This is a genomic window from Chitinophaga niastensis (assembly GCF_003014755.1).
Taxonomy (GTDB): Bacteria; Bacteroidota; Bacteroidia; order Chitinophagales; family Chitinophagaceae; genus Chitinophaga; species Chitinophaga niastensis.
The window spans coordinates 335,214-356,929 of record NZ_PYAW01000005.1; the positions used below are offsets into that span (position 1 = coordinate 335,214).

General features: G+C 42.0%; 18 protein-coding genes. All 18 read left to right on the forward strand.

The genetic code is table 11. From position 1 onward, the window contains the following. Positions 1-831 precede the first annotated feature (831 nt). The 18 genes from CLV51_RS22385 to CLV51_RS22470 all read left to right on the forward strand — a co-directional run bounded on the left by CLV51_RS22385 (position 832) and on the right by CLV51_RS22470 (position 21,715). On the forward strand, positions 832-2,772 hold the full coding sequence (locus CLV51_RS22385) for a polysaccharide biosynthesis protein (RefSeq protein WP_245898889.1): 1,941 nt from the start codon (positions 832-834) through the stop codon (positions 2,770-2,772). A gap of 50 nt (positions 2,773-2,822) precedes the next feature. Continuing rightward, entirely contained in the window at positions 2,823-3,656 is an 834-nt protein-coding gene (locus tag CLV51_RS22390; protein ID WP_245898891.1) for a polysaccharide biosynthesis/export family protein, read from the forward strand. A gap of 11 nt (positions 3,657-3,667) precedes the next feature. Next, a complete protein-coding gene (locus tag CLV51_RS22395; RefSeq protein WP_158267114.1) occupies positions 3,668-6,064 on the forward strand; it encodes a GumC family protein in 2,397 nt (798 codons plus the stop codon). A gap of 36 nt (positions 6,065-6,100) precedes the next feature. Beyond that, positions 6,101-7,387, forward strand: coding sequence for a nucleotide sugar dehydrogenase (locus CLV51_RS22400; RefSeq protein ID WP_106530321.1), 1,287 nt, complete (start codon positions 6,101-6,103; stop codon positions 7,385-7,387). Then, entirely contained in the window at positions 7,374-8,402 is a 1,029-nt protein-coding gene (locus tag CLV51_RS22405; RefSeq protein WP_245898893.1) for an SDR family oxidoreductase, read from the forward strand. Before CLV51_RS22400 ends, CLV51_RS22405 begins: the two co-directional genes overlap by 14 nt. Then, entirely contained in the window at positions 8,402-8,944 is a 543-nt protein-coding gene (locus CLV51_RS22410) for a serine acetyltransferase (protein ID WP_106530322.1), read from the forward strand. The genes CLV51_RS22405 and CLV51_RS22410 overlap by 1 nt, the downstream gene beginning before the upstream one ends. A 382-nt stretch (positions 8,945-9,326) precedes the next feature. Then, complete coding sequence (locus CLV51_RS29940) at positions 9,327-9,566, forward strand: DapH/DapD/GlmU-related protein (protein WP_425430495.1); 240 nt, start codon at positions 9,327-9,329, stop codon at positions 9,564-9,566. A 2-nt stretch (positions 9,567-9,568) separates the two neighbouring features. Next, the gene (locus tag CLV51_RS22420) at positions 9,569-10,789 is read left to right on the forward strand and encodes an oligosaccharide flippase family protein (RefSeq protein WP_106530324.1); all 1,221 of its coding nucleotides are present in this window, start codon (positions 9,569-9,571) and stop codon (positions 10,787-10,789) included. Then, positions 10,786-11,829, forward strand: a complete 1,044-nt coding sequence (locus CLV51_RS22425; RefSeq protein ID WP_106530325.1) for an ATP-grasp domain-containing protein — start codon at positions 10,786-10,788, stop codon at positions 11,827-11,829. Before CLV51_RS22420 ends, CLV51_RS22425 begins: the two co-directional genes overlap by 4 nt. Continuing rightward, positions 11,826-13,076 (forward strand): O-antigen ligase family protein, encoded by a 1,251-nt coding sequence (locus CLV51_RS22430; RefSeq protein WP_106530326.1) that lies wholly within the window; start codon positions 11,826-11,828, stop codon positions 13,074-13,076. Before CLV51_RS22425 ends, CLV51_RS22430 begins: the two co-directional genes overlap by 4 nt. 17 nt (positions 13,077-13,093) lie before the next feature. After that, positions 13,094-14,158, forward strand: coding sequence for a glycosyltransferase (locus CLV51_RS22435; protein ID WP_158267115.1), 1,065 nt, complete (start codon positions 13,094-13,096; stop codon positions 14,156-14,158). Positions 14,159-14,162: 4 nt separating this feature from the next. Next, complete coding sequence (locus CLV51_RS22440; protein ID WP_158267116.1) at positions 14,163-15,263, forward strand: glycosyltransferase; 1,101 nt, start codon at positions 14,163-14,165, stop codon at positions 15,261-15,263. 48 nt (positions 15,264-15,311) lie between these two features. Next, positions 15,312-16,457, forward strand: a complete 1,146-nt coding sequence (locus tag CLV51_RS22445) for a right-handed parallel beta-helix repeat-containing protein (RefSeq protein ID WP_158267117.1) — start codon at positions 15,312-15,314, stop codon at positions 16,455-16,457. A gap of 9 nt (positions 16,458-16,466) precedes the next feature. Beyond that, the gene (locus tag CLV51_RS22450) at positions 16,467-17,639 is read left to right on the forward strand and encodes a glycosyltransferase family 4 protein (protein WP_106530330.1); all 1,173 of its coding nucleotides are present in this window, start codon (positions 16,467-16,469) and stop codon (positions 17,637-17,639) included. After that, positions 17,640-18,554, forward strand: a complete 915-nt coding sequence (locus tag CLV51_RS22455) for an NAD-dependent epimerase/dehydratase family protein (protein WP_106530331.1) — start codon at positions 17,640-17,642, stop codon at positions 18,552-18,554. Further along, positions 18,551-19,504, forward strand: coding sequence for an MraY family glycosyltransferase (locus tag CLV51_RS22460; protein ID WP_106530332.1), 954 nt, complete (start codon positions 18,551-18,553; stop codon positions 19,502-19,504). Before CLV51_RS22455 ends, CLV51_RS22460 begins: the two co-directional genes overlap by 4 nt. Further along, on the forward strand, positions 19,501-20,100 hold the full coding sequence (locus CLV51_RS22465) for a PglD-related sugar-binding protein (RefSeq protein ID WP_211302088.1): 600 nt from the start codon (positions 19,501-19,503) through the stop codon (positions 20,098-20,100). Before CLV51_RS22460 ends, CLV51_RS22465 begins: the two co-directional genes overlap by 4 nt. A gap of 112 nt (positions 20,101-20,212) precedes the next feature. Next, positions 20,213-21,715 carry a T9SS type B sorting domain-containing protein gene (locus CLV51_RS22470; RefSeq protein WP_158267118.1) on the forward strand — a complete coding sequence of 501 codons (1,503 nt, stop codon included), beginning with the start codon at positions 20,213-20,215 and terminating at the stop codon, positions 21,713-21,715. Position 21,716 lies beyond the last annotated feature (1 nt).

Here is a 21,716-nt window from a genome sequence, read left to right on the forward strand (position 1 = left end):
CAGTTAGTTATCCTGAAAGTATCCTCACATAACGGATCTCACTGTTATATGACAGTGAGATCCATCCGCTACATCCCTTTGCTGTTAAGGTTCTTCGATGAGCATCAGATATTTATCTGATCAGTATTTTCGTTAATTTTCAAAAAGTATTTGATTTAATAAATACTTTATTAACTTTATCACGATATATTAGTGATTCGTAAAATTGGTATGGTGTTTGTTCCATATCGCCGAATCACAGAATACATAACGCTGAATTTTAACCATACATTCTTAACCATATTTTGAGCATCAGCGTTAACCGAAAAAAAGAAAAACCATGTACCAGCGAACTAAGAACTTAGAGCATTCAGAAGAGGGTATGTCATTGCTGAAAAAAGTACTGTTGCAGAAACACCAATGTAGCACCGCAAGACATCATTCGTTAATTATTTTTTGTATGAACAGCTGCTGTTGCTGATCCTGCGTTTTTTCGTGTATCCATATTAGTTATTTAGCGGGAAAGTGCCAACCGGGCAGTGTTTAAGCAAGTAGCCACAAATGGATATATGTTTTCATAATCGCTTCTTTAAGTCGGTTCGGGATTCCTATGCACACAATAGTTTTGTAGAGAATGTAAATTTTTTAATTTTTTTTTGATGTTTACTTTTTGATAACAGAACTTATCAATTTTAGTATTTACTTTGTACTAAATTTGAAAACCGGAAGTGCAAATCAGTTATTATCCGATCTGACAATTTAAGCGCAACTATGAAAACCTGATTACACGCAGCTTAGATTGGTAGGACGACTGAATATACATTTAATAACCATATCTTATTATTGAAACCTATGGTGCGTAGTTCATCATGGATTACCCCGTCATGGCTTATTTTGCTGTTAGACCTTGGGTGTTCCGTCATCGCCATCAATTTAGCTTTTCTCCTCAGGCTAAACTTTGATGCAGAGGCCATCGCGCCTTTTCCGTTGGAAAAAATCGGGCTGACTGTATTAGGTGTGAACCTTGTGCTATCGCTGTTGTTGCGTACTTATCGCGGTATTGTAAGATTTACAAGTCTTGCAGACATAGGACGCATTGCCAGTCTGAATATCATCAGCTGCTGTATTTTACTTGCCATTGGTTACAGCCATGGCCTGGATATACAGCTGAATATCTTTCCCATATCTGTTATTCTGATTAACTTCTTTATCAGTTCCTTCTTACTATTATCATATCGCCTGCTGGTGAAGTGGGTATTCAAATATTATAACAATTTTCGCAGTCAAAGCCGTACGCGTGCAGCTATTTACTACACCGGACATTCCAGTTTGATGTTGCGCAAAGCAATCAGTGATAACCCGGAATCAGATATTCGTATTGCAGCATTTCTTGCCGATACAAACGCGCATGCAGGTAAGTCTATAGAGGGATTGCCTGTGTACGCATCCCGCAAAGGACAGCTTTTCAAAATGGTGAAAGAAGGGAAAATTTCTTTACTGCTTATTCCCGATGATCACCTGGATGTTGCGCACCTGAACGAATTGGTAGAAGAGTGTATAGTATTGAATATAAGAGTACAAAAAATTATACCAGTGAGTAAGTGGACAGATGGTAGTAATAATAGTAGCAGTATTCAACTGAAAGACATTAACATTGAAGACCTGTTGGAAAGGTCTGTTATCAATATAAAAAATCAGCAACTCAGTCAGGAGCTGAAAGGCAAGAGTATACTGGTAACCGGCGCCGCAGGCTCTATTGGTAGCGAAATAGTAAGGCAGCTGATAAAGTATGAGCCATCTGTAGTTGTGTTGTGCGATAAGGCCGAATCACCACTGCATGAGCTGGAACTGGAGATTTCAGAAAAATTAGTGACGGTTCCCATTATTCCGTTTATCGGGAATGTATGTGATAAAGTCCGCATGCAGCAACTGTTTGATATTTATGCGCCTGCCATCGTGTATCATGCTGCAGCATATAAGCATGTGCCGATGATGGAAAAAAATCCTTCTATTGCGGTCATGAATAATGTGCTGGGGACCAAGATAGTGGCGGAATTGTCTGTAGATTATGGTGTAGAGAAATTTGTAATGGTGTCTACAGATAAGGCTGTGAATCCTACCAATGTAATGGGGGCTTCCAAACGCATCGCAGAAATATTTTCCCAATCTTTCAGTAATCATCTCAACGAAAAATATCAGAAACTGGGACCTGTATATGGTGCGCCGCCCACACGTTTTATCACTACCCGCTTTGGAAATGTATTAGGATCCAATGGTTCAGTAATCCCCCGCTTCAAACAACAACTGGAAAAAGGCGGCCCCTTAACCGTTACTCATCCGGATATTACCCGTTACTTCATGACGATACCAGAGGCTTGCCAACTTGTACTGGAAGCGGGTTCTATGGGACAAGGCGGAGAGATATTTGTGTTTGATATGGGTAAACCCATGAAGATCGCGGAACTGGCGCGTAAAATGATTCGCATGTCCGGCAAAGAGCCCGGAAAAGATATACAGATTGTTTTTACAGGATTACGTCCGGGTGAAAAATTGTATGAAGAATTGTTGAACAATGCAGAAAATACTTTGCCCACTTATCACGAGAAAATCATGATCGCTAAAGTACGTGCATCTGATTTTGCAGAAGTAAATGAACAGGTAAACCAACTTATAGAGTCTGCAAGAAAACATTATCTCACGCCAACAGTAGCCAGGATGAAACAACTGGTACCAGAGTTTATCAGTAAAAATTCTACTTACGAAGAGCTGGATAAAGATAAAATAAAGATGTAACCGGACGTAGTTATAACCGTAACGCTTATATAAAAATTGATAAGAATAATATGAAGTTTAGTAACAGGGAAAACCGGTTGCCAGGAGGCGTTTTTTGCAGCAACAGATGGTTAGTAAAATGTTTAGTGACAGGGATATTGCTCATGGGATTGTTTTCATGTTCGGGTCCTAAGAATATTGCTTATTTCAGAGATGTACCAGATACAGTGCTTAATACAACTATTGCACAGGCAATTTATAAAACACCGGCCATTCAGATAGATGATATTCTGCAGGTAACAATTCAGACACTGGATCCTGCTGCAACAGCTTTGCTGAATCAGCAGTCAGGGATAGCCTCCGCACAGCAGGCTGGTGTAGCTACTGCTGCCAGTGGCTACCTGGTGGATAAAGATGGCAACATTGCACTGCCGCTGATTGGAAAGGTGAATGTAAAAAGTAAATCTACTGATGAGGTACGGGATGACATTCAGGTCAAAGCAGCAGCTTTATATAAAGATCCTGTTGTGAATGTGCGTTTCGCGAATTTCAAAATTACAGTATTGGGTGAAGTGACAAGACCATCTTCCTATATTATGCCCAATGAAAAAGTGACCATATTGGATGCCCTGGGTGCTGCGGGAGACCTCACTATTTATGGAAAACGTGAAAATGTGTTATTGATCAGAGAAGCAGCGGGAAAGAAAGAATTTGTAAGATTTAATTTGAATAACAGTAATCTGTTTGCATCGCCTTATTATTACCTGCATCAGGGAGATGTAGTGTATGTAGAACCGAATAAGAGCAAGATAGCCGCTACAGATATGCAACAGGTAAAAAGGATTTCAATAATGGCTTCGGTGTTATCATTGTTGATTGTCATTGGCTCAAGGATAAACTTTTAATGTCCGGTATTATGCAGGAAAATCTATATCAACATTTAAACGGTAAGAAGCCTTTGAACGGGCATTCTGGTACACAACATACAGATGAGCCGGCATCTACGCTGGATCTCAGGAAGATACTGGATAGCCTGATGGCCAACTGGTACTGGTTTGTATTAAGCATTTTGCTTACCGGCTCCCTCGGCTTTACCTATTTGCGTTATGCTACACCTGCCTATAAGATCAACGCAAAAATACTGGTGGAAGACCAGCAGAAAGGATCGGATATTCCGGGTGCTGAAATACTGCAACAGATGGAATTGTTTACCAGCAAGAGCAATGTAGACAATGAAATGGAAATTGTAAACTCCCGTTCCCTCATGGAAAAGGTAGTGCGGGATGAACATCTTTATATCAACTATCTGATAGACGGGCATTTTAAGAAGTCTGAATTATATGTGAGTGTACCCTTTACCATGGAGTGGCAAACTTTACGGGATAGCTTGAAAATGATGACCTATGAGGTGAAGCCCGTTGGTACTACTGAATATCTGATCAGCCGGGAAAATGCATTCAGTCGTAAAGCAAAGTGGAACGATACCATTCATTTGCCTGAAGGTATTTTGCAACTGAAGCGAAACAGGGAAGTAGCGCTGGACAGGGATCTCTATACCGTACAATTGAATTCTATAGACAAAACCGTCGCTGAATATCAACGGATGCTGGATGTGAATATTCCGAACAAACAGGTAAGTACTATAGATCTCACGCTTTCCGCTACCATTCCGGCTAAAGGAGAGGCTGTACTGAATAAACTGATAGATGCGTATTTGCATGCCAGCGTGGAAGATAAAAACCGTATTGCAGATAGTACTATTGCGTTTATAGATAAACGTTTGTTAATAGTAACAGGTGAGTTGTCGGGCGTGGAAAAAAACATACAGCACTTCAAGGAAGCTAATGAACTGGCTGATATTGGTGAACAGTCTCGCCAAATGGTAGCCGGCAGTGGTGATTTTCGTAAGCAGCTGATAGATCTGCAGGTGAAGCTTAACGTGGTACAATCGCTGGAACAATATGTAAAAGATGATAAAAACAACAAAAGAGTGGTACCTTCTGCTATTGTGGTGCAGGATCCGACTTTTGTGAGCATCGTTGAAAAATATAATACCCTGCAGCTGGAACGGGAGCGGCTCTTATTATCCAGTACAGATGCTAACCCGCTAATCAGGAATATGGACGGGCAGTTGGCTGGTTTGCGCTTAGATCTGATGCGGAATCTGGGCTCTTTTAAAAATGGCCTCCAGGTGAGTATTGATGAGCTCGAACGAAATTCAGGTATGTTGAATCAAAAGATAAAAAAGGTACCTTCTACTGAAAGGGTATTTCTGGATTATTCCCGGCAGCAGGCTATTAAGCAGGAACTGTATCTTTTTCTACTGAAAAAAAGGGAAGAATCAGCGATTACCAAATCGTCCAATCTGGCTACAGCAAGGATAATAGATGCTGCCAAAAGTGACCCGAAGCCATATAAGCCCAAAGGTTTGTTTATATATCTGATCTCTTTTATCTTTGGTATGGCCTTTCCGGCCGGTATTTTATACCTGCGTGATGTACTCAGCCGCCGTATTACCGGAAGGGAACATATTACAAAGCTAACGCCGGCACCAATTTTAGCGGAGATAGGTCATAATTACGGAGGACAGAAAGTAGTGGTAACGAAAGATACAAGAACTCCTTTAGCTGAGCAGTTTAGAGCCTTGCGCACCAATCTGCAGTTTATTATGCCTAATCAGGAGGAAAAAGTAATTTTGCTTACATCCAGTATGAGTGGGGAAGGGAAATCCTTTGTGGCTACCAATCTGGCGGCTGTATTGGCCTTGTCTGGTAAAAAAGTGGTATTACTGGAACTGGATCTGCGGAAACCCAGGATTTCCGAGCAACTGGGGATCAGTAATCATATGGGATTCAGTACTTATGTAATTGGTAAATCTCCTTTAGAGACTATTATAAAGCCCTCTGGTATACATGATAACTGTTGGTTGATTTCCTCCGGCCCCATACCGCCAAACCCGGCTGAATTGATGCTACTGGATAAAACTGCGCTGCTCTTTGCCGAATTACGTGAGCAATTTGACTACATTGTTGTAGATACCGCTCCGGTTGGGCTGGTGACCGATGCACAGTTACTGGGCAGATTCGCAGATGCTACGCTTTATCTGATGCGTCAGGGCTATACCTTCAAGGAACAGGCTAAATTGTCGAAAGATCTTTATAACAACAGGAAAATGCCCTGTCTTAACCTTATCATTAATGATGTAAAAACCTCCGGCAGCTATGGTTATGGCTACGGTTACGGCTATGGCTATATGGATGATGAGGCAAATGGCAATGTCATAAAAAAGATCAAAAAAGTATTCAGCAAATAATCATTAAACATCGAAAAAATAATAAACGATAACAATATGAATCAGGATATCAAAATAGGAGTGATAGGATTAGGGTATGTTGGCTTGCCACTGGCAGTGGAATTTGCAAAAAAATTTAAAGTGATCGGCTTCGATATCAATGCTGCCAGAGTGCAGGACCTGAACATCGGCAATGATCATACATTGGAAGTATCTGCTGAAAAACTAAAGGAAGTACTGAGCGACTGTAGTACCTCTATTGGCTTGCACTGCACTAATGAACTGAACAAAATTGAATCCTGTAATTACTATATTGTTACGGTCCCTACTCCGGTAGACAAAAATAACCGTCCTGATCTGACACCCTTATTCAAAGCGAGTGAAACAGTAGGGAAAGTACTGAAGAAAGGAGATATTGTAATATATGAATCAACTGTATATCCAGGTGTAACGGAAGATGAATGTGTACCTGTACTGGAAAAAATATCCGGACTGGTATTCAACAAAGATTTTTTTGCAGGATATTCTCCTGAGCGGATCAATCCCGGTGATAAGGAACATACTGTTGCCAAAATACTGAAAGTAACTTCCGGCTCTACACCGGAGGTAGCTGATAAAGTAGATCAGTTGTACCGTTCCGTAATCACCGCAGGCACGCATAAAGCCACCACTATCCGGGTAGCTGAAGCAGCGAAAGTAATTGAAAATGCCCAGCGCGATATAAACATCGCATTCGTGAATGAGCTGGCGAAAATATTTAATCGTTTGGGCATTGATACAGACGAAGTATTGAAAGCGGCAGGTACCAAATGGAACTTCCTGAATTTCAGACCAGGTTTGGTAGGTGGTCACTGTATTGGTGTAGATCCTTACTACCTGGCGCAAAAGGCACAGGAGGCCGGTTATCATCCGGAAATAATCCTCGCGGGAAGAAGGCTCAACGATAGTATGGGAGCGTACATTGCGCAGGAAGTAATTAAGCTCATGGTGAAGAAAGATATGCCGGTGAAAGGTGCTAAAATACTGGTACTGGGCATCACGTTCAAAGAAAACTGTCCGGATGTACGTAATACCAAAGTAGTGGATATTCTCAGTAACCTGGCAGATTACGGTACTGATATCACTGTATATGATCCCTGGGCTACCCCGGCGGAGGTATTGCATGAATATGGCTGGAAGTCGCAGCAGGAGCTGAATGCCGCAGATGAGTATGACGCAGTGATCCTGGCGGTATCTCATAACGAATTTAAATCACTGGATATAAAGAAACTGTGCAAGCCGCGCGCTGTGATTTATGATGTGAAAGGCTTATTGCCTAAAGAAATTGTTGATGGCCGTTTATAATCTCAAAGACATTATCATGTACGAAACACAATATCATACAGGAAATATAATTAGCCAGTCCACTTTCCTGGTAACAGGCGGAGCAGGATTTATTGGTTCCAATATAGTTGAATACCTGTTGAAATACGGTGCACGCAAAGTGCGGGTGCTGGATAATTTTTCTACCGGCAGTGAGGAAAACCTGGCGCCCTTCAAAACAAATCCTGCTTTTGAACTGATGACCGGCGACATCCGTAACCTGGATGATTGCAGGAAGGCTACAGAAGGAATAGACTATGTAACACATCAGGCAGCATTGGGCTCAGTACCCCGGTCTATTAATGATCCCATCACCACCAATGAGGTGAATGTAGCAGGACACCTGAATATGTTGGTGGCTGCACGGGATGCACAGGTAAAGCGGCTGGTATATGCCGCAAGTTCCAGCACCTACGGAGATCACCCCGGATTGCCCAAAGAAGAAGATAAGATCGGTAACCCATTGTCGCCATATGCCATTACTAAATATGTAAATGAGTTATACGGCAGTGTATTTTCAAGAACCTACCAGTTTCATACAATCGGCTTGCGTTACTTTAACGTATTCGGACCGCGTCAAAACCCGCGTGGACCTTATGCTGCAGTGATCCCGCTTTTTATTGAATCCGCGCTGAAAGGAGAAGCCCCTTTTATCAATGGCGACGGAGAAACCAGCCGCGATTTCACATTCGTGGAAAATGCGGTACAGGCAAATATCAGGGCCTTACTGGCTACTGATATCAACACGCATACGGTGGTGAACATTGCCTTTGGTGAGCGAACCACATTAAACCAGTTATGGTACAGGATCACTGAACTGACAAATAAAAACATCACACCTGAATATCGCGAAGAGCGTGCAGGAGATGTAAAACATAGTTTGGCTGATATCAGCAAAGCTGGTTCCCTCATAGGTTACAAGCCTCACTATTCAGTACTGGACGGATTAAAGATAGCAGTAGAATGGTACGAAAAAAATTTACAAGCCAGTAAATAATGTTGAAATATAGTAAACCCGATTTGTTCAGGTATTATGGTAATACCGGATGGAGATCCTTTGCCCGGGGATGGAGAACACCGGGCTACCGATATATTTTCTTCTTCCGCCTGGCAGGCAGGAGCAGTGGGCTTTTGAAGCTTATTGCCCGCTTGCTGCTGAAAAAATACAGTATCCGTTATGGCATACAAATCCCGTATAACACCAATATTGGAGAAGGATTTTATATCGGGCATTTTGGTACCATCGTAGTGAATGAGGGAGCCATCATTGGGAAAAACTGCAACATTGCCCAGGGTGTTACCATCGGTCAGGCTAACCGGGGAAAAGGAAAGGGGGTGCCGGTGTTAGGCAATGAGGTATGGATCGGCGCCAACGCAGTGATTGTAGGGAATGTGAAAATAGGTAATGATGTATTGATTGCACCAAACGCATATGTAAATTTTGATGTGCCGGATCATTCCATTGTATTGGGAAACCCGGGAACCATACGCAGTAGCGAAGCTGCTACAGCTGCCTATATCAACAGGAAGATAGGATAGCTTAGCTGCTGCTGTTGAAAAACCTTTTATGAGTATAACCATATCCATGATCAGGCGAAAGCTGATCAATACCATTGTGCAATACCGCCTGGTAGCAAGAAAAGACGTGTCAGTAACGTTGGGCGAGGCCATGCGCTTCGTTGAAAAGCCAATTATAAAACTGGTGAAAGGTACCCGCTTACACATCGGTAAAAATGTAATTATCAATTCAGACAGGATCGGTTATCATCTCAACATGCATGCACCGTGTAAGTTATTGCTGGACAGAGCCGGCGGTGAAATCTTTATTGGTGATAACAGCCGCATACACGGTACCTGTATCCATGCATACAGCAAAATTACTATTGGAAAAAATTGCCTGATCGCGGCTAATACCCAGATCATGGATGGCAATGGCCACGACCTCTCCTTTCCGGATGTCAGTAATCGCATCAACACGCATGGTACCGTGAAACCGGTTAGCATTGCTGATAACGTATGGATAGGTACCAACGTAGTAATTCTGCCCGGTGTAAACATCGGCGAAGGCAGTATTATTTCTGCCAATAGTGTAGTACATAAAGATATCCCTGCCATGAGCATCGCCGGCGGTAATCCTGCGGTGGTGATAAAACAATATTAACAGTGAAACGATTTTCGAAGGAACATAAAACACTCATTAAAAACTTTGGTGCATTGTCTGTACTGCAGGGACTGAACATGGTTTTACCACTGATAACATTGCCTTACGTGTTACGTGTACTGGGCGCTGAAAAGTACGGTGTGATTGTTATTGCCAACTCTTTACTGGCGTACTTTCAAAGCTTTACTGATTTTAGCTTCAATATCACCGCTACGCGCGATGTGGCCGTGCATCGCCATAGCAACAAAATGCTGAGCCATATTTACAGCAGGGTGCTATCTACCAAAACAATGCTGGTATTAATATCATTCGGATTGTTTTTGCCGGTGGTGCTCCTGGTGCCACAATTTGCTGCTAATAAAACAGTATTCCTGCTTACATTTCCAGCTTTAGCAGGCTATGCGCTTTTCCCTGAATGGTTTTTTCAGGGGATGGAAGAAATGAAATATATCACTATACTATCTGCCTGTATAAAAATATTTTTCACTATTTGTATTTTCTTTTTCATTCGGAAAGAGGCCGATTTTTTCCTGTATCCGCTTTTTAACGCACTTGGATATATCGGTGCCGGCCTGTTTGCACAATATCTCCTGATAACACGCTACAAGCTTCGGTTTAGCTTTATCGGGTGCTCAAGAATATTTGACGTCCTGAAGACTAACTTCAACATTTTTATCAACCAATTTCTACCTAATCTGTATAATAATTCTACTACTTTTTTACTGGGACTGATTGCCGGTAATGCAGCTGTAGGTGTGTACGGAGCGGCAAAGAGCCTTATTGAGGCAGCTAATACTTTTATTAGTATCCTTTCCCGCGTCTTTTTCCCATTCCTCAACAGAAATGGAGGCGCGTTTGAAAAATTCAAGAAGTTAATGCTGTTAACCGGCTTTGCTTTGTTTGCAGGCATTTGCGCCTTATCTAAGCCCATCACATTATTATTTCATCTAAAAGGCAGCAATGCAGTATGGATGCTTTGTATCATGGCACTCAGCGTGCCTTTTATGAGCATGTATTATTGTTATGGCACCAATTATTTTATTGTGAAACGCGAAGACCGCCTGGTGATGAAAAACACCGTGTATGCTTCTATTGCTGGTTTTATAATGGCTTTTCCGCTGATCATGGGCTTTGCCGGTATAGGCGCTGCGTTAAACCTGGTAATAGCGAGAGGCATGATGGGTATAGGATTATGGTGGAAATATAAAACACATAAAAAATGAAATTAGGTATACATCATACACCCGGCACTTTCAGCGACAGATGGATCGCTTACTGTGATGCTAACAGTATCCCATATAAAAAAGTGGACTGTTATGCAACAGATATTATCCAACAGCTGGAAAGCTGCGATGCCCTGCTCTGGCATTGGCACCATGCAGATGAGAAGGCAGTACTGTTTGCAAGGCAGCTAACTTATTCACTGGAAGCACAGGGGAAAAAAGTATTCCCTGACAGCGCCACCGCCTGGTACTTTGATGATAAGGTAGGTCAGAAATATCTGATGGAAGCGATTGGTTCACCACTGGTGCCTTCTTATGTTTTTTACAATAAACAACAGGCGTTGGAATGGATAAATAACACCGCTTTCCCTAAAGTATTTAAGCTGAGAGGTGGCGCCGGATCTTCCAATGTAAAACTGGTGAAGAGTGCGGTGGCGGCCCGGCAACTGACAAACAAGGCATTTGGCCGCGGATTCTCTGCCAGGGATCGTTTTAGCCGCTTTAATGATGCGGTGTGGAGGCTAAAACGTGATAAAAATATAACTGCTGTTGCTGGTATTATTAAAGGATTAGGGAGAGTTTTTTTACCTACTGCATTCGAAAAAATGCGTGGCCGCGAAAAAGGATATGTGTACTTCCAGGACTTTATGAAAGCCAATGATTACGATACACGCATTATTGCTATTGGCGGAAAAGCCTTTGCTATCAGGCGTTATAATCGCGCAGGAGATTTTCGTGCATCCGGCAGCGGTGTAATCGGCTATGATAAAAAATTGTTTGATGAACGCTGCGTGCGCATTACACTGGATCTGGCTGCGCAACTAAAATCACAATCATTGGCGCTGGATTTCATCTTTGATGAACATAATACACCACTGATAGTAGAAATGAGTTATGGTTTTTCGATACAGGTGTATGATGATTGCACCGGCTACTGGGATACTGATTTAAACTGGCATGCGGGACCATTTATACCGCAGCACTTTATGATAGATGATTTGCTGGCAGCAATAGCTGCTGATAAAATGAGTGTAACATGAAACCACTACACGTAAAAATACTGGTGTCGCTGTTCATTCTCAGTCTTTTGTTTCTCAACAAAGAATGGCTGGTGATGTATGGTTGGGGAATCAGTTTCCTGATGTACCTGGCATTTTTTCTGGATCTGCAGAAAATAAAACATTTCGATTTTAGTCAGAATATACATGGGTATCGCATGTTTCCACTGGCTATGCTGGCACTGTTATCTGTTATATGGGCGCCCGACGGGGAAGCTACATTGCTGCATACACTTATGCTGTTTGTGACGATATTGAACAGCTTTGTACTCTACTATTTTGTGGTGCGGTATAACCTGTTTAGCCTGATCGTTTACCTGCTGCTGGGGTATTCTTTTATTAACTATTCGCTTGCATTGGGATTACCTTATTTCGGGTTCCTGCAGAATCATGATGAAGAGATGGCACGCTTTATAGGTACGGAGTTAAATCCCAATTACCTGGCTATTATGTTGTTATTCTCGATGTTCCTGAGCTTATTGTTTTTCCAGGAAAGATCTTCTTCTTCCAAAGCGCTTAAAGGATTGCACATCATTAATATCGTGCTGGCACTCTATACTATTTTTCTGACCGCCTCCCGCAAAGGAATTACGTTTAGTTTTTTACTGCTCTTCCTTTATGGTCTGATAAATTTCAAAAGGATGATGGCATCGTTTAAAACAATACTGATAGTAGGACTGGCAGGATCACTGGTGTTGTTTTTTGTGAAGATAGATTTTGTAACAGATACTATGGGGCCGGCTTTTGAACGACTGGGCAGGATGTTGTCAACAATGGGAGGTAAGAGCAATGAGGGGAGTACAGAAGAGCGCGTGATGTTTATTCGGGAAGGATGGATACAGTTTACAGCCAGCCCGTTTATTGGTTACGGCGCTGCCAGTTTTAAATATTACTATCATCTCTATGCACATAATAACTACATAGAATTATTGTTCGGCGTGGGCTTTCTGGGACCTCTTATTTATTACAGCATACACTTTTCTATACTGCGGAAATTATGGGAACACCGTACGGGCGCTTTCCTGGCAGCTTTCGTGCTGATCCTGATGCTGATGGATGTAGGCCTGGTATCATATTATGATAAACGTGTTATGCTGATGCTGCTGTTCATTATTGTGTTGGCAGACAGGAAAATTGCAGAGAGGAAAGCCGCGAAACAGTTGACCATACCCGCTGAGAATAGGTGGGAACAGGCAATATTCCCGGAAGAGTATGCGCATTTATCTTAAGGTATTGAATGAAAAACATGAAAAAGAAAATAGTGTTCATATTGCCCAGCTTAAAAGGTGGCGGTGCTGAAAAGGTGGTAATGAATATTATCAACTCACTCAATGTGGAGTTGTTTGATATTGTGATGATAGTGATTTGTTCATCCAACGATTACCTGGAACTGGTTACGCAAAAAGTAAAGCTGATACAGCTGAATAAGCCCAACACCCGATCCGGGTCGAAGGAGATTTATAATGTCTTAAAAGAAATACAGCCGGATATTGTTTTTACCAGTCTTAACCATATCAGCATTATTACTATTCTGATGCGTAAGATTAGTCGCAGCAGATTTGTTAGCGTGGTACGTTTGCCTACACTACCCAGTAATAAACTGGGAGCGGGTTTTAAAGGAAGAATAGAACGTTTTATGAATCGTCATATTCTCTGCCATGCGCATTATGTGATTGCACAAACGGAGCAGATGAAATCAGAAGCGGAAATACATTATAACATTCCTGCGGAAAAAGTAAAGCATATCCCCAATATTATAAATAATAAACAGGTAGAAACACTCAGCCAGGAATTGATCAATGTTTTTGACAACACCCGTTATAACCTGGTGGCAGCAGGAACATTATATTCCATGAAAGGATTTGATGTGCTCATTAAAGCAATGGACAGGGTGGTGAAGGTAATTCCGAAAGCGAGGCTGCATATACTTGGTAAAGAAAATACAGAACCAGGCTATGGAAAAAAATTGCATGACCTGGTGGAACAATATGGACTTGCGGATCATATATTATTTCATGGCTTTAAATCTAATCCTTATCCTTATTTCAGGGAAGGAGATGTGTTTGTATTGCCTTCCCGTAAAGAAGGATTTCCTAATGTAGTACTGGAAGCTTTGCTGCTTGGCACACCTGTGGTGGCTACCAGTTGTGTGGATTTTACCGGTGTTATTGATCCCGGTGTAAATGGTTTTATTGTACCGGTAGAAGATGAACATGCGCTGGCCAGCGCCATTATTAAAGCAAAAGATCTGCAGGGTAAAAGACTGGCTGCGCAGAATTTTGATTATTCTTCATTTTTTATGTCAATCTAAGGAGATGAAAAACCGTAAGATTTTATTTATTATCAATGGCTTGGGTTACGGTGGTGCGGAAAGCCAGTTAATAGGCATTATGCCGGCATTTGCAGATGCCGGCTATGAAGTATCTCTGGTAACAGTAGTGCGGGATCTGAGCCTGGCAGGAAGATTGGATAGCCGTATTAAACACTATAATCTTGGTGCCGGTGGTATTGGTTCTGTAGTGAAGGTATTCAGGCAATTATTCAGCATAGTAAAAGACATAGCACCTGATGTAATACACAGCCACCTGTTTAAGGCTAACCTGATAAGCCGGATGATTAAGCTACGATTCCCTGCTATCAGGGTTATTAATACTACCCATAGCAATTATGATCTGGCAGCTACTGTTTATAATCCTTATTTAATTTACCGGCTTACTTCACGATGGGTGGATTTTCATACAGCCGTGTCCGTACCTGCATTGGAAAACCTGAGTAAAAGGCATTGTATTGGACCTGACCGTTCTGCGATTGTACACAACGCCATTGATATAAGCAAGTTTACAATTGTTGAAGAAAAACCTGCTACTGATATATTTCGTTGGATAGCGATAGGACGGTTGATTGAAGTGAAAGATTATAAAAACCTGTTTGATGCGTTGCAGCTGATGCAGCCTCACGTAGCTGATTTTGTGGTGGATATTGCCGGTGATGGCGACCTGAAAACTACCTTGAAATCACAGGTAGAACTGGCGGGTTTATCCAGGCATGTGAATTTTCTTGGTATCGTTAAAAATATTCCTGCATTGCTGACGAACTACCATGGCTATGTGATTTCTTCCCGCAGCGAAGGATTGCCCATGGCTATGCTGGAGGCGATGTCTGCAGGATTGCCGGTAACAGGCACTGATGTGGGAGAAGTAAAATATATCATTGAAGATGCAGGCGGAGGAATAGTAGTCCCCCCTCAGGACCCAGCTGCACTGGCAGCAGGCATGCGACAAATGATGAATACGGAACCAGCTGCACTGGCATTACAGGGGCAACGGAATGCTGCTTTTGTCCGCAGTCATTTTGAAAAATCTATGATCCTTAAAAAATGGGAAGCCATTTATGAAAACGGCTATCAGGAAGCGTAAGAGAGTCTGATGCACTTATTGTTTTACCAATTATTAAGACGCAGGAATATGAACAGACACTTATTTATAACATTGACTTGCTTATGCCTGGTTTTCCTTGGTAGTGATGCTCAACCGGGATTTGTTTACCGGAAATTACCAGTTGGCTACACGGCTAATATTGGATTGGATGCGTTTGCAAAAGAAGCAACAGGCATCGCTAGTACAGCCTTTGACCTCACCTCCGTATTACCTGCCGGTTACAGCAAGGATGGTACTGTTGATTATACCACGCAATTACAGCAAGGTATTGATACGCATACGGAAGTGGTATTCCCCGATTTTCCTGTGCTGGTCAATGATAAAGGACTGCTGCTGAAAAATAACAGCAATGCGGTTTTCAGGAAACATTCAGCACTATTACTACAGCCTACAGATAAGAAAAATTATTCCGTGCTGAATATCATCGATGTAGAAAATGTAAAAGTATATTTTCCTGTTATAGCCGGTGACAGAAAAAATCACAAGGGCAATGAAGGGGAATGGGGAATGGGCTTGAGTATCCGGGGATCCAAAAACGTGACCATCATTCACCCGGTTGTAACAGACTGCTGGGGAGATGGCATTTATATCGGGCAATCGGCAAAGACGAAGGCAGTTTCTTCCAATATTACTATCTATAATGCTGCCCTGGATAATAACCGCCGCAACGGTATCAGCATCATTTCGGTAAATGGCTTAAAGCTGATAAGACCGGTTGTATCCAACAGTAACGGAACACTCCCGATGAGTGGTATTGATATTGAACCTAACGACAGCTGGGCATTGGTAAATAATATTGAGATGGATCATCCGGTTACATTTAATAACGCTAAATATGGTGTTGTAATAGGTTTAGACAGACTACCCGGAAGTGATGCGAGGGATGTAAATATTACGATTAATGGTCACCTCGATGATGGCTCTTCCGTTGGTTTCTGGCTGGGCGGTTCAAAAGATACTTATGCTAAAGGAACAATTCCTTTGAAAGGCAGTATTCAGGTAATAGACCCGGTATGGAAGAATAATGTTACGCCTTTTAAAGGATATAGAACTTATGATTTTGCACCTCAGTGCAAGTTTAGAAATGTATCTATTCAGAAAGCCGGCAGTACGGATGAAGTGAAGAAGCTGAAACTACAGCAAGGCAATAAGAAGAATTTAGAGATTCAATAGCAGATACCAATGGAGCATAAAAAAATAAAACTGCTGCGCGTTTCCACCATTCCTCATTCTTTGCACCTGCTGTTACGCGGACAGATCAGGTATATGAAAGATAATGGGATGGAGGTTTACATGGCCAGCACAACAGGACCTGAAGTGAATACCCTGATGAAAAATGAAGGAGCACCGCATTACCATGTTCCTTTGTCCAGATCGCTCAATCCTTTGCAGGACCTGAAAGCATTGTATCATATGGTAAAACTCATCAGGAAAATTAAACCAGACATTGTTCATTCACATTCACCCAAAGCCGGAACCATTGGTATGCTGGCTGCCTATATATGCAGAGTGCCTCTGAAAATGCACACCGTAGCAGGTTTACCACTGATGGAAAGCCAGGGGATGAAAAGAAAATTATTGGTGACCGTAGAAAAATTGACCTACCGGTTTGCGGACTGGATATTACCCAATTCGATGGAATTGGAAAAATATATCATTGAAAATAAACTGGCTCATAACAGTAATAAATTAAAGGTACTGGGAAAAGGTAGCAGCAATGGTATTGATCTTTCTTACTACAGCAAAACACCGGCTGTAATGCAGTCTGCACAAGCGTTTAAAGAAAAATATAATATCGCGGATGAGGAGGTTGTTTTATGCTTTGTAGGACGTCTTGCTTTTTATAAAGGTATCAATGAACTGGTGGCTGCATTTGAAATACTTACCCAAAAGTATAATAAACTCAGACTTGTGCTGGTAGGGCCCGCAGAAGATATCAATCCGCTGAATAAAGAAACGATCGCCTTAATGAATGACTTGCCCGGCATTATCAGTACCGGTCATCAGGATGATATCAGGCCTTATCTGGCAGCGGCGGACATATTTGTTTTTCCCAGCTACCGGGAGGGATTCCCGCAATCGTTAATGCAGGCGTGTGCAATGGGATTGCCTTGTATTACTACTGATATTAATGGCTGCAATGAGATGGTATTTAATGGGGTAAACGGCAGTTTAATTCCTGCTAAGCATGTAGCAGCTATTGTTGACGCCTGCGAAGTACTGATAGCAGATAAAACAAAACGGCTGCAGCTTGGCAAAAATAGCCGCGCTTATATAGAAGATAATTTTGAACAACAGCAATTCTGGCATAAGGTAAACAGCTTTTATATTAAACATTTAAACACGCAGTCATAAATGTCTAAGCATGTATTAATCACAGGAGCTTCCGGCTTTTTAGGAAAGATAATAGTAGATTATCTGTCGCAGCCAGCATTGGATTATTGTGTGGATACGCTGGGCAGAAGCACTTCTGCTACTTATAATACGGATCTGAGCAATGATGTGCCTGCACTTGAAAAAAAATATAATATCATTATTCATGCAGCCGGTAAAGCGCATGTGGTGCCAACATCAGCAGCCGAAGAAGCGGCATTTTTTAACGTGAATGTGGAAGGAACCAAAAATTTATGCAAAGCATTTACAACAACAGAAAAGCCCGATGCATTTATTTTTATCAGTACAGTAGCAGTATACGGAGTAGATGCTGGTCAGCTTATCAGTGAAGACGCTCCCCTTAATGGCAGTACGCCATACGCCAGGAGCAAAATTATGGCAGAGGAATGGCTACAGGAATGGGCTATACAAAATCAGGTGCAGCTAACTATTCTGCGTCTGCCATTAATTGCGGGCCCTAATCCACCCGGCAACCTGGGCGATATGTTGAGAGGTATTAAGTCAGGTCACTATTTCAGCATCGGTAAAGCAGATGCCAGGAAAAGTGTGGTATGGGCCGCAGACATTGCCGCCGTTATACCAATAGTGGCAAAGGTAGGAGGTGTGTTTAATCTTACAGACAGACATCACCCGAGTTTCGCTGAACTGGAAACCTGCATAGCTGCTGCATTGCACAGGAAAAGCCCTAAACGTATTCCATTGGTAGCTGCACAGTCGTTGGCTGCATTTGGAGACCTGGTGGGGAAACGTTTCCCGATAAATAGCCATAAACTCAGAAAAATTCTTTCTCCTTTGACCTTTGATGATCGCAAGGCAGGAAAATTGATACAATGGAATCCGTCTAATGTTATTGAAAAATTACCGACTATTTTATGATTTACCTGGTACTGATAGTATTGTTTTTTTTATTGATGTTCGGATACTTTCGTGTGGCCGACAAATATAATATTGTAGATAAACCCAATGAAAGAAGTTCACATAGCAGTATCACTATCCGGGGTGGAGGCATCATTTTTATAGTTGCTGCCCTGGTGGCGCTGGTATGGCATTTCAATGAATACTGGTTGCCTGTAGCAGGTATCATTATGGTTGGGATCATTAGTTTCCTGGATGACATATTTACTTTATCCAACAGGATACGGATTGTATTTCACATGATGGCTGTCACCTGTATGTTTGTTTATTTAAGTGTGTTTTCCAACTTTCCTGTTTACGGCGTTATTTGTTTATACATTTTGGCGATTGGAATTATCAATGCATATAATTTTATGGATGGTATAAATGGTATTACAGGTATATATAGCCTGGTAGTACTACTTTCCCTGCAGATGATTAACATACAGGTGATGCCCTTCATACAACCGGATATGGTATGGCTGCCCATACTGGCTTGTATTGTATTCCTGTTTTTTAATTTCAGAACAAAAGCAATTTGTTTTGCGGGAGATGTTGGAAGCGTAACCATCGCTTTCTGGATTATCACACTTTTACTGGATCTGATATTGACCAGTGGAAACTGGATATATATTCTTTTCCTGGCGGTGTATGGTGTAGATGCCATTCTAACCATTGTGCACCGGTTGTTATTGAAGCAAAATATATTTAAAGCACATAGGTCACATTTCTATCAAATATTAGCGAATGATCGTAAGGTGTCGCATCTCGTTATCAGTACAGCTTATGGTGTCATGCAGATGGCGATCAATTTATTGGTTATTTATAGTAATTGGAATGCGACACTCACTTTTGTGGTGATATGTGCGCCACTTACAGTGATTTATATTAGTCTGAAAAACAAATTAATGATAAAAACGGTGGCATTATGACAGGAAATAAAAATAGGAATGTAATCATCAGAAAGGAAACAGGCGGTCAGATGAATATTAACGATGATGTCAACGTAGTAATTTATGGTGCCGGTGGGCATGCTAATGTAGTAGCGGATCTCGTGGTAAGTACACAAAAAATACTTTGTGGATTTTTTGATGATGAGGCAGGAGAAGGGAATGCAACAGTGCAACAATATGGAACGCATCTTTTTAAAGAAGCGCGAATGATCATAGGTATCGGGAATAATACAGTGCGGCAACGTATTGCATATAGCGTTAAACATGCTTTTATTTCCCTGGTACATCCTGCTGCTTGTGTAGTCGATAGTGTTAAACGGGGAGAAGGAACAGTAGTGCTTGCCAACGCCGTAATACAGGCCAATGCGGTAATAGGAAAACATGTAATTATAAATGCGGGTGTGGTAATTGATCATGATGCGGTGATTGAAGATTTTGTGCACATCGCGCCCAATGCTTATATCGGCGGAAGTGCACATATAGAAAAAGGTGCTGTAGTAGGTGCAGGTGCTGTGATATCCAGGTTCGCAAAAGTAAAAGCCAATACGGTGGTGCCACCGCTGACAGTAGTTTAGATTAACTGCTAATTATTGGTTTTACGTATAGCATATATAGTATGAATTTATATATTTTCAGATGCATAAAACTCATTGGCTAGTGGCATTGGGGTTGTGTACCATGTCTCTTATGAAAACCTTAGCATTGACGGCACAGGATATTGTGATTCAGAACCCGTCGATGGAAGGCCCGCCACGTGCGGGTTCGGTACCATCTCCGTGGATACGCGCATTTCAATCACCGGATACACAACCTGGATTTTACGGGATTACATTACTCCCTTCACAAGGCAAAACATACGTAGGCGCCATTTATGGAACCGCCTGGATGGAAGGTGTTTCTCAGCAATTAATCTCACCGATGAAAGCCGGCACATCTTACCAGTTATCTTTCGACCTGGCAGCTCCTGCAAAATATGATACCCTGCAAATGTGTGGAGGCTCTATGGCTGTTTATGGCAGCAATAGTGCTACTGCAAGAGAAGAACTGCTATGGGCTTCCGGATCCTTTACACATGAACAATGGAAACGCTACACTGTAATACTCAGGCCAACAAAGGATTACAACTACCTTGTATTAATGCCTTATTTACCGGGTACCTGTGGTGCCAGCAGATATACCTCCTGTTTGATTGATAATCTTTCAGGTTCCTTAGCAGCAATACCAACTATCAGTTTTCAGATACAGCCTGCCTGCCGGGGTAGAAGTACCGGCAGTATTATGGCGCAGGCAACGCATGGTAAACCACCATATACTTATTTGTGGACCTACAATGGTGCTACGCAGGCATCCATAGATCAGCTACCGGTGGGAGACTATGAGGTAACGGTAACATCTGTCAGCGGTACCAGCGCAAAAGCAGTTGCACATGTGAACGACTATACGATGAATGTACACACCATCAACACTTTGCCATCCTGTTACGGCGACAAAAACGGTATCATTGAAGTAAAAGTGGAGAATGGTATTCCTCCTTACCGATATAGTAAAGATGAAGGACAACATTTTCAGGATCATCCTGAGTTTAAAGAACTAAGAGCCGGGGCCTATGCTTTTCTTATAAAAGATCAGATGAAATGTGAAGCCCGCAGCAGTAACACTTTGGCACAACCTGATCCGCTGGAGCTGCAAAAGATAAAAACCAGGGATGTGACCTGCACAGCAACAACGGACGGAAAAATTGTGCTGGATATTACCGGTGGCACGCAGCCCTATATCTACAGCCTGAATGACGGGATCTGGCAGGAAGATAATGCCTGGAAAAATTTGGATGCCGGTAATTATCATTTTCGCATAAAGGATATTAATAATTGCTTCATAAACGGTAACGCTGATATAATACGGAACATCCGTGCATGTGCCGTATTTGTACCTACTGCTTTTAGCCCAAATGGCGATGGACAAAATGATCTTTTCCGTGCTAAAGTAAATGACGATGTACACGATTACCGGCTGGCGGTTTATAGTCGCTGGGGGCAAATCGTTTTTATGACTACTGACCCGGAAGGTGCGTGGAACGGGGATTTTAAAGGCCGTCAGTTGCCAATGGATGTTTACGCCTGGGTGCTTACATATACAGATAGCAAACAACAGGGACGAAAACAAACCGGTAGTGTAACACTGCTCCGGTGAG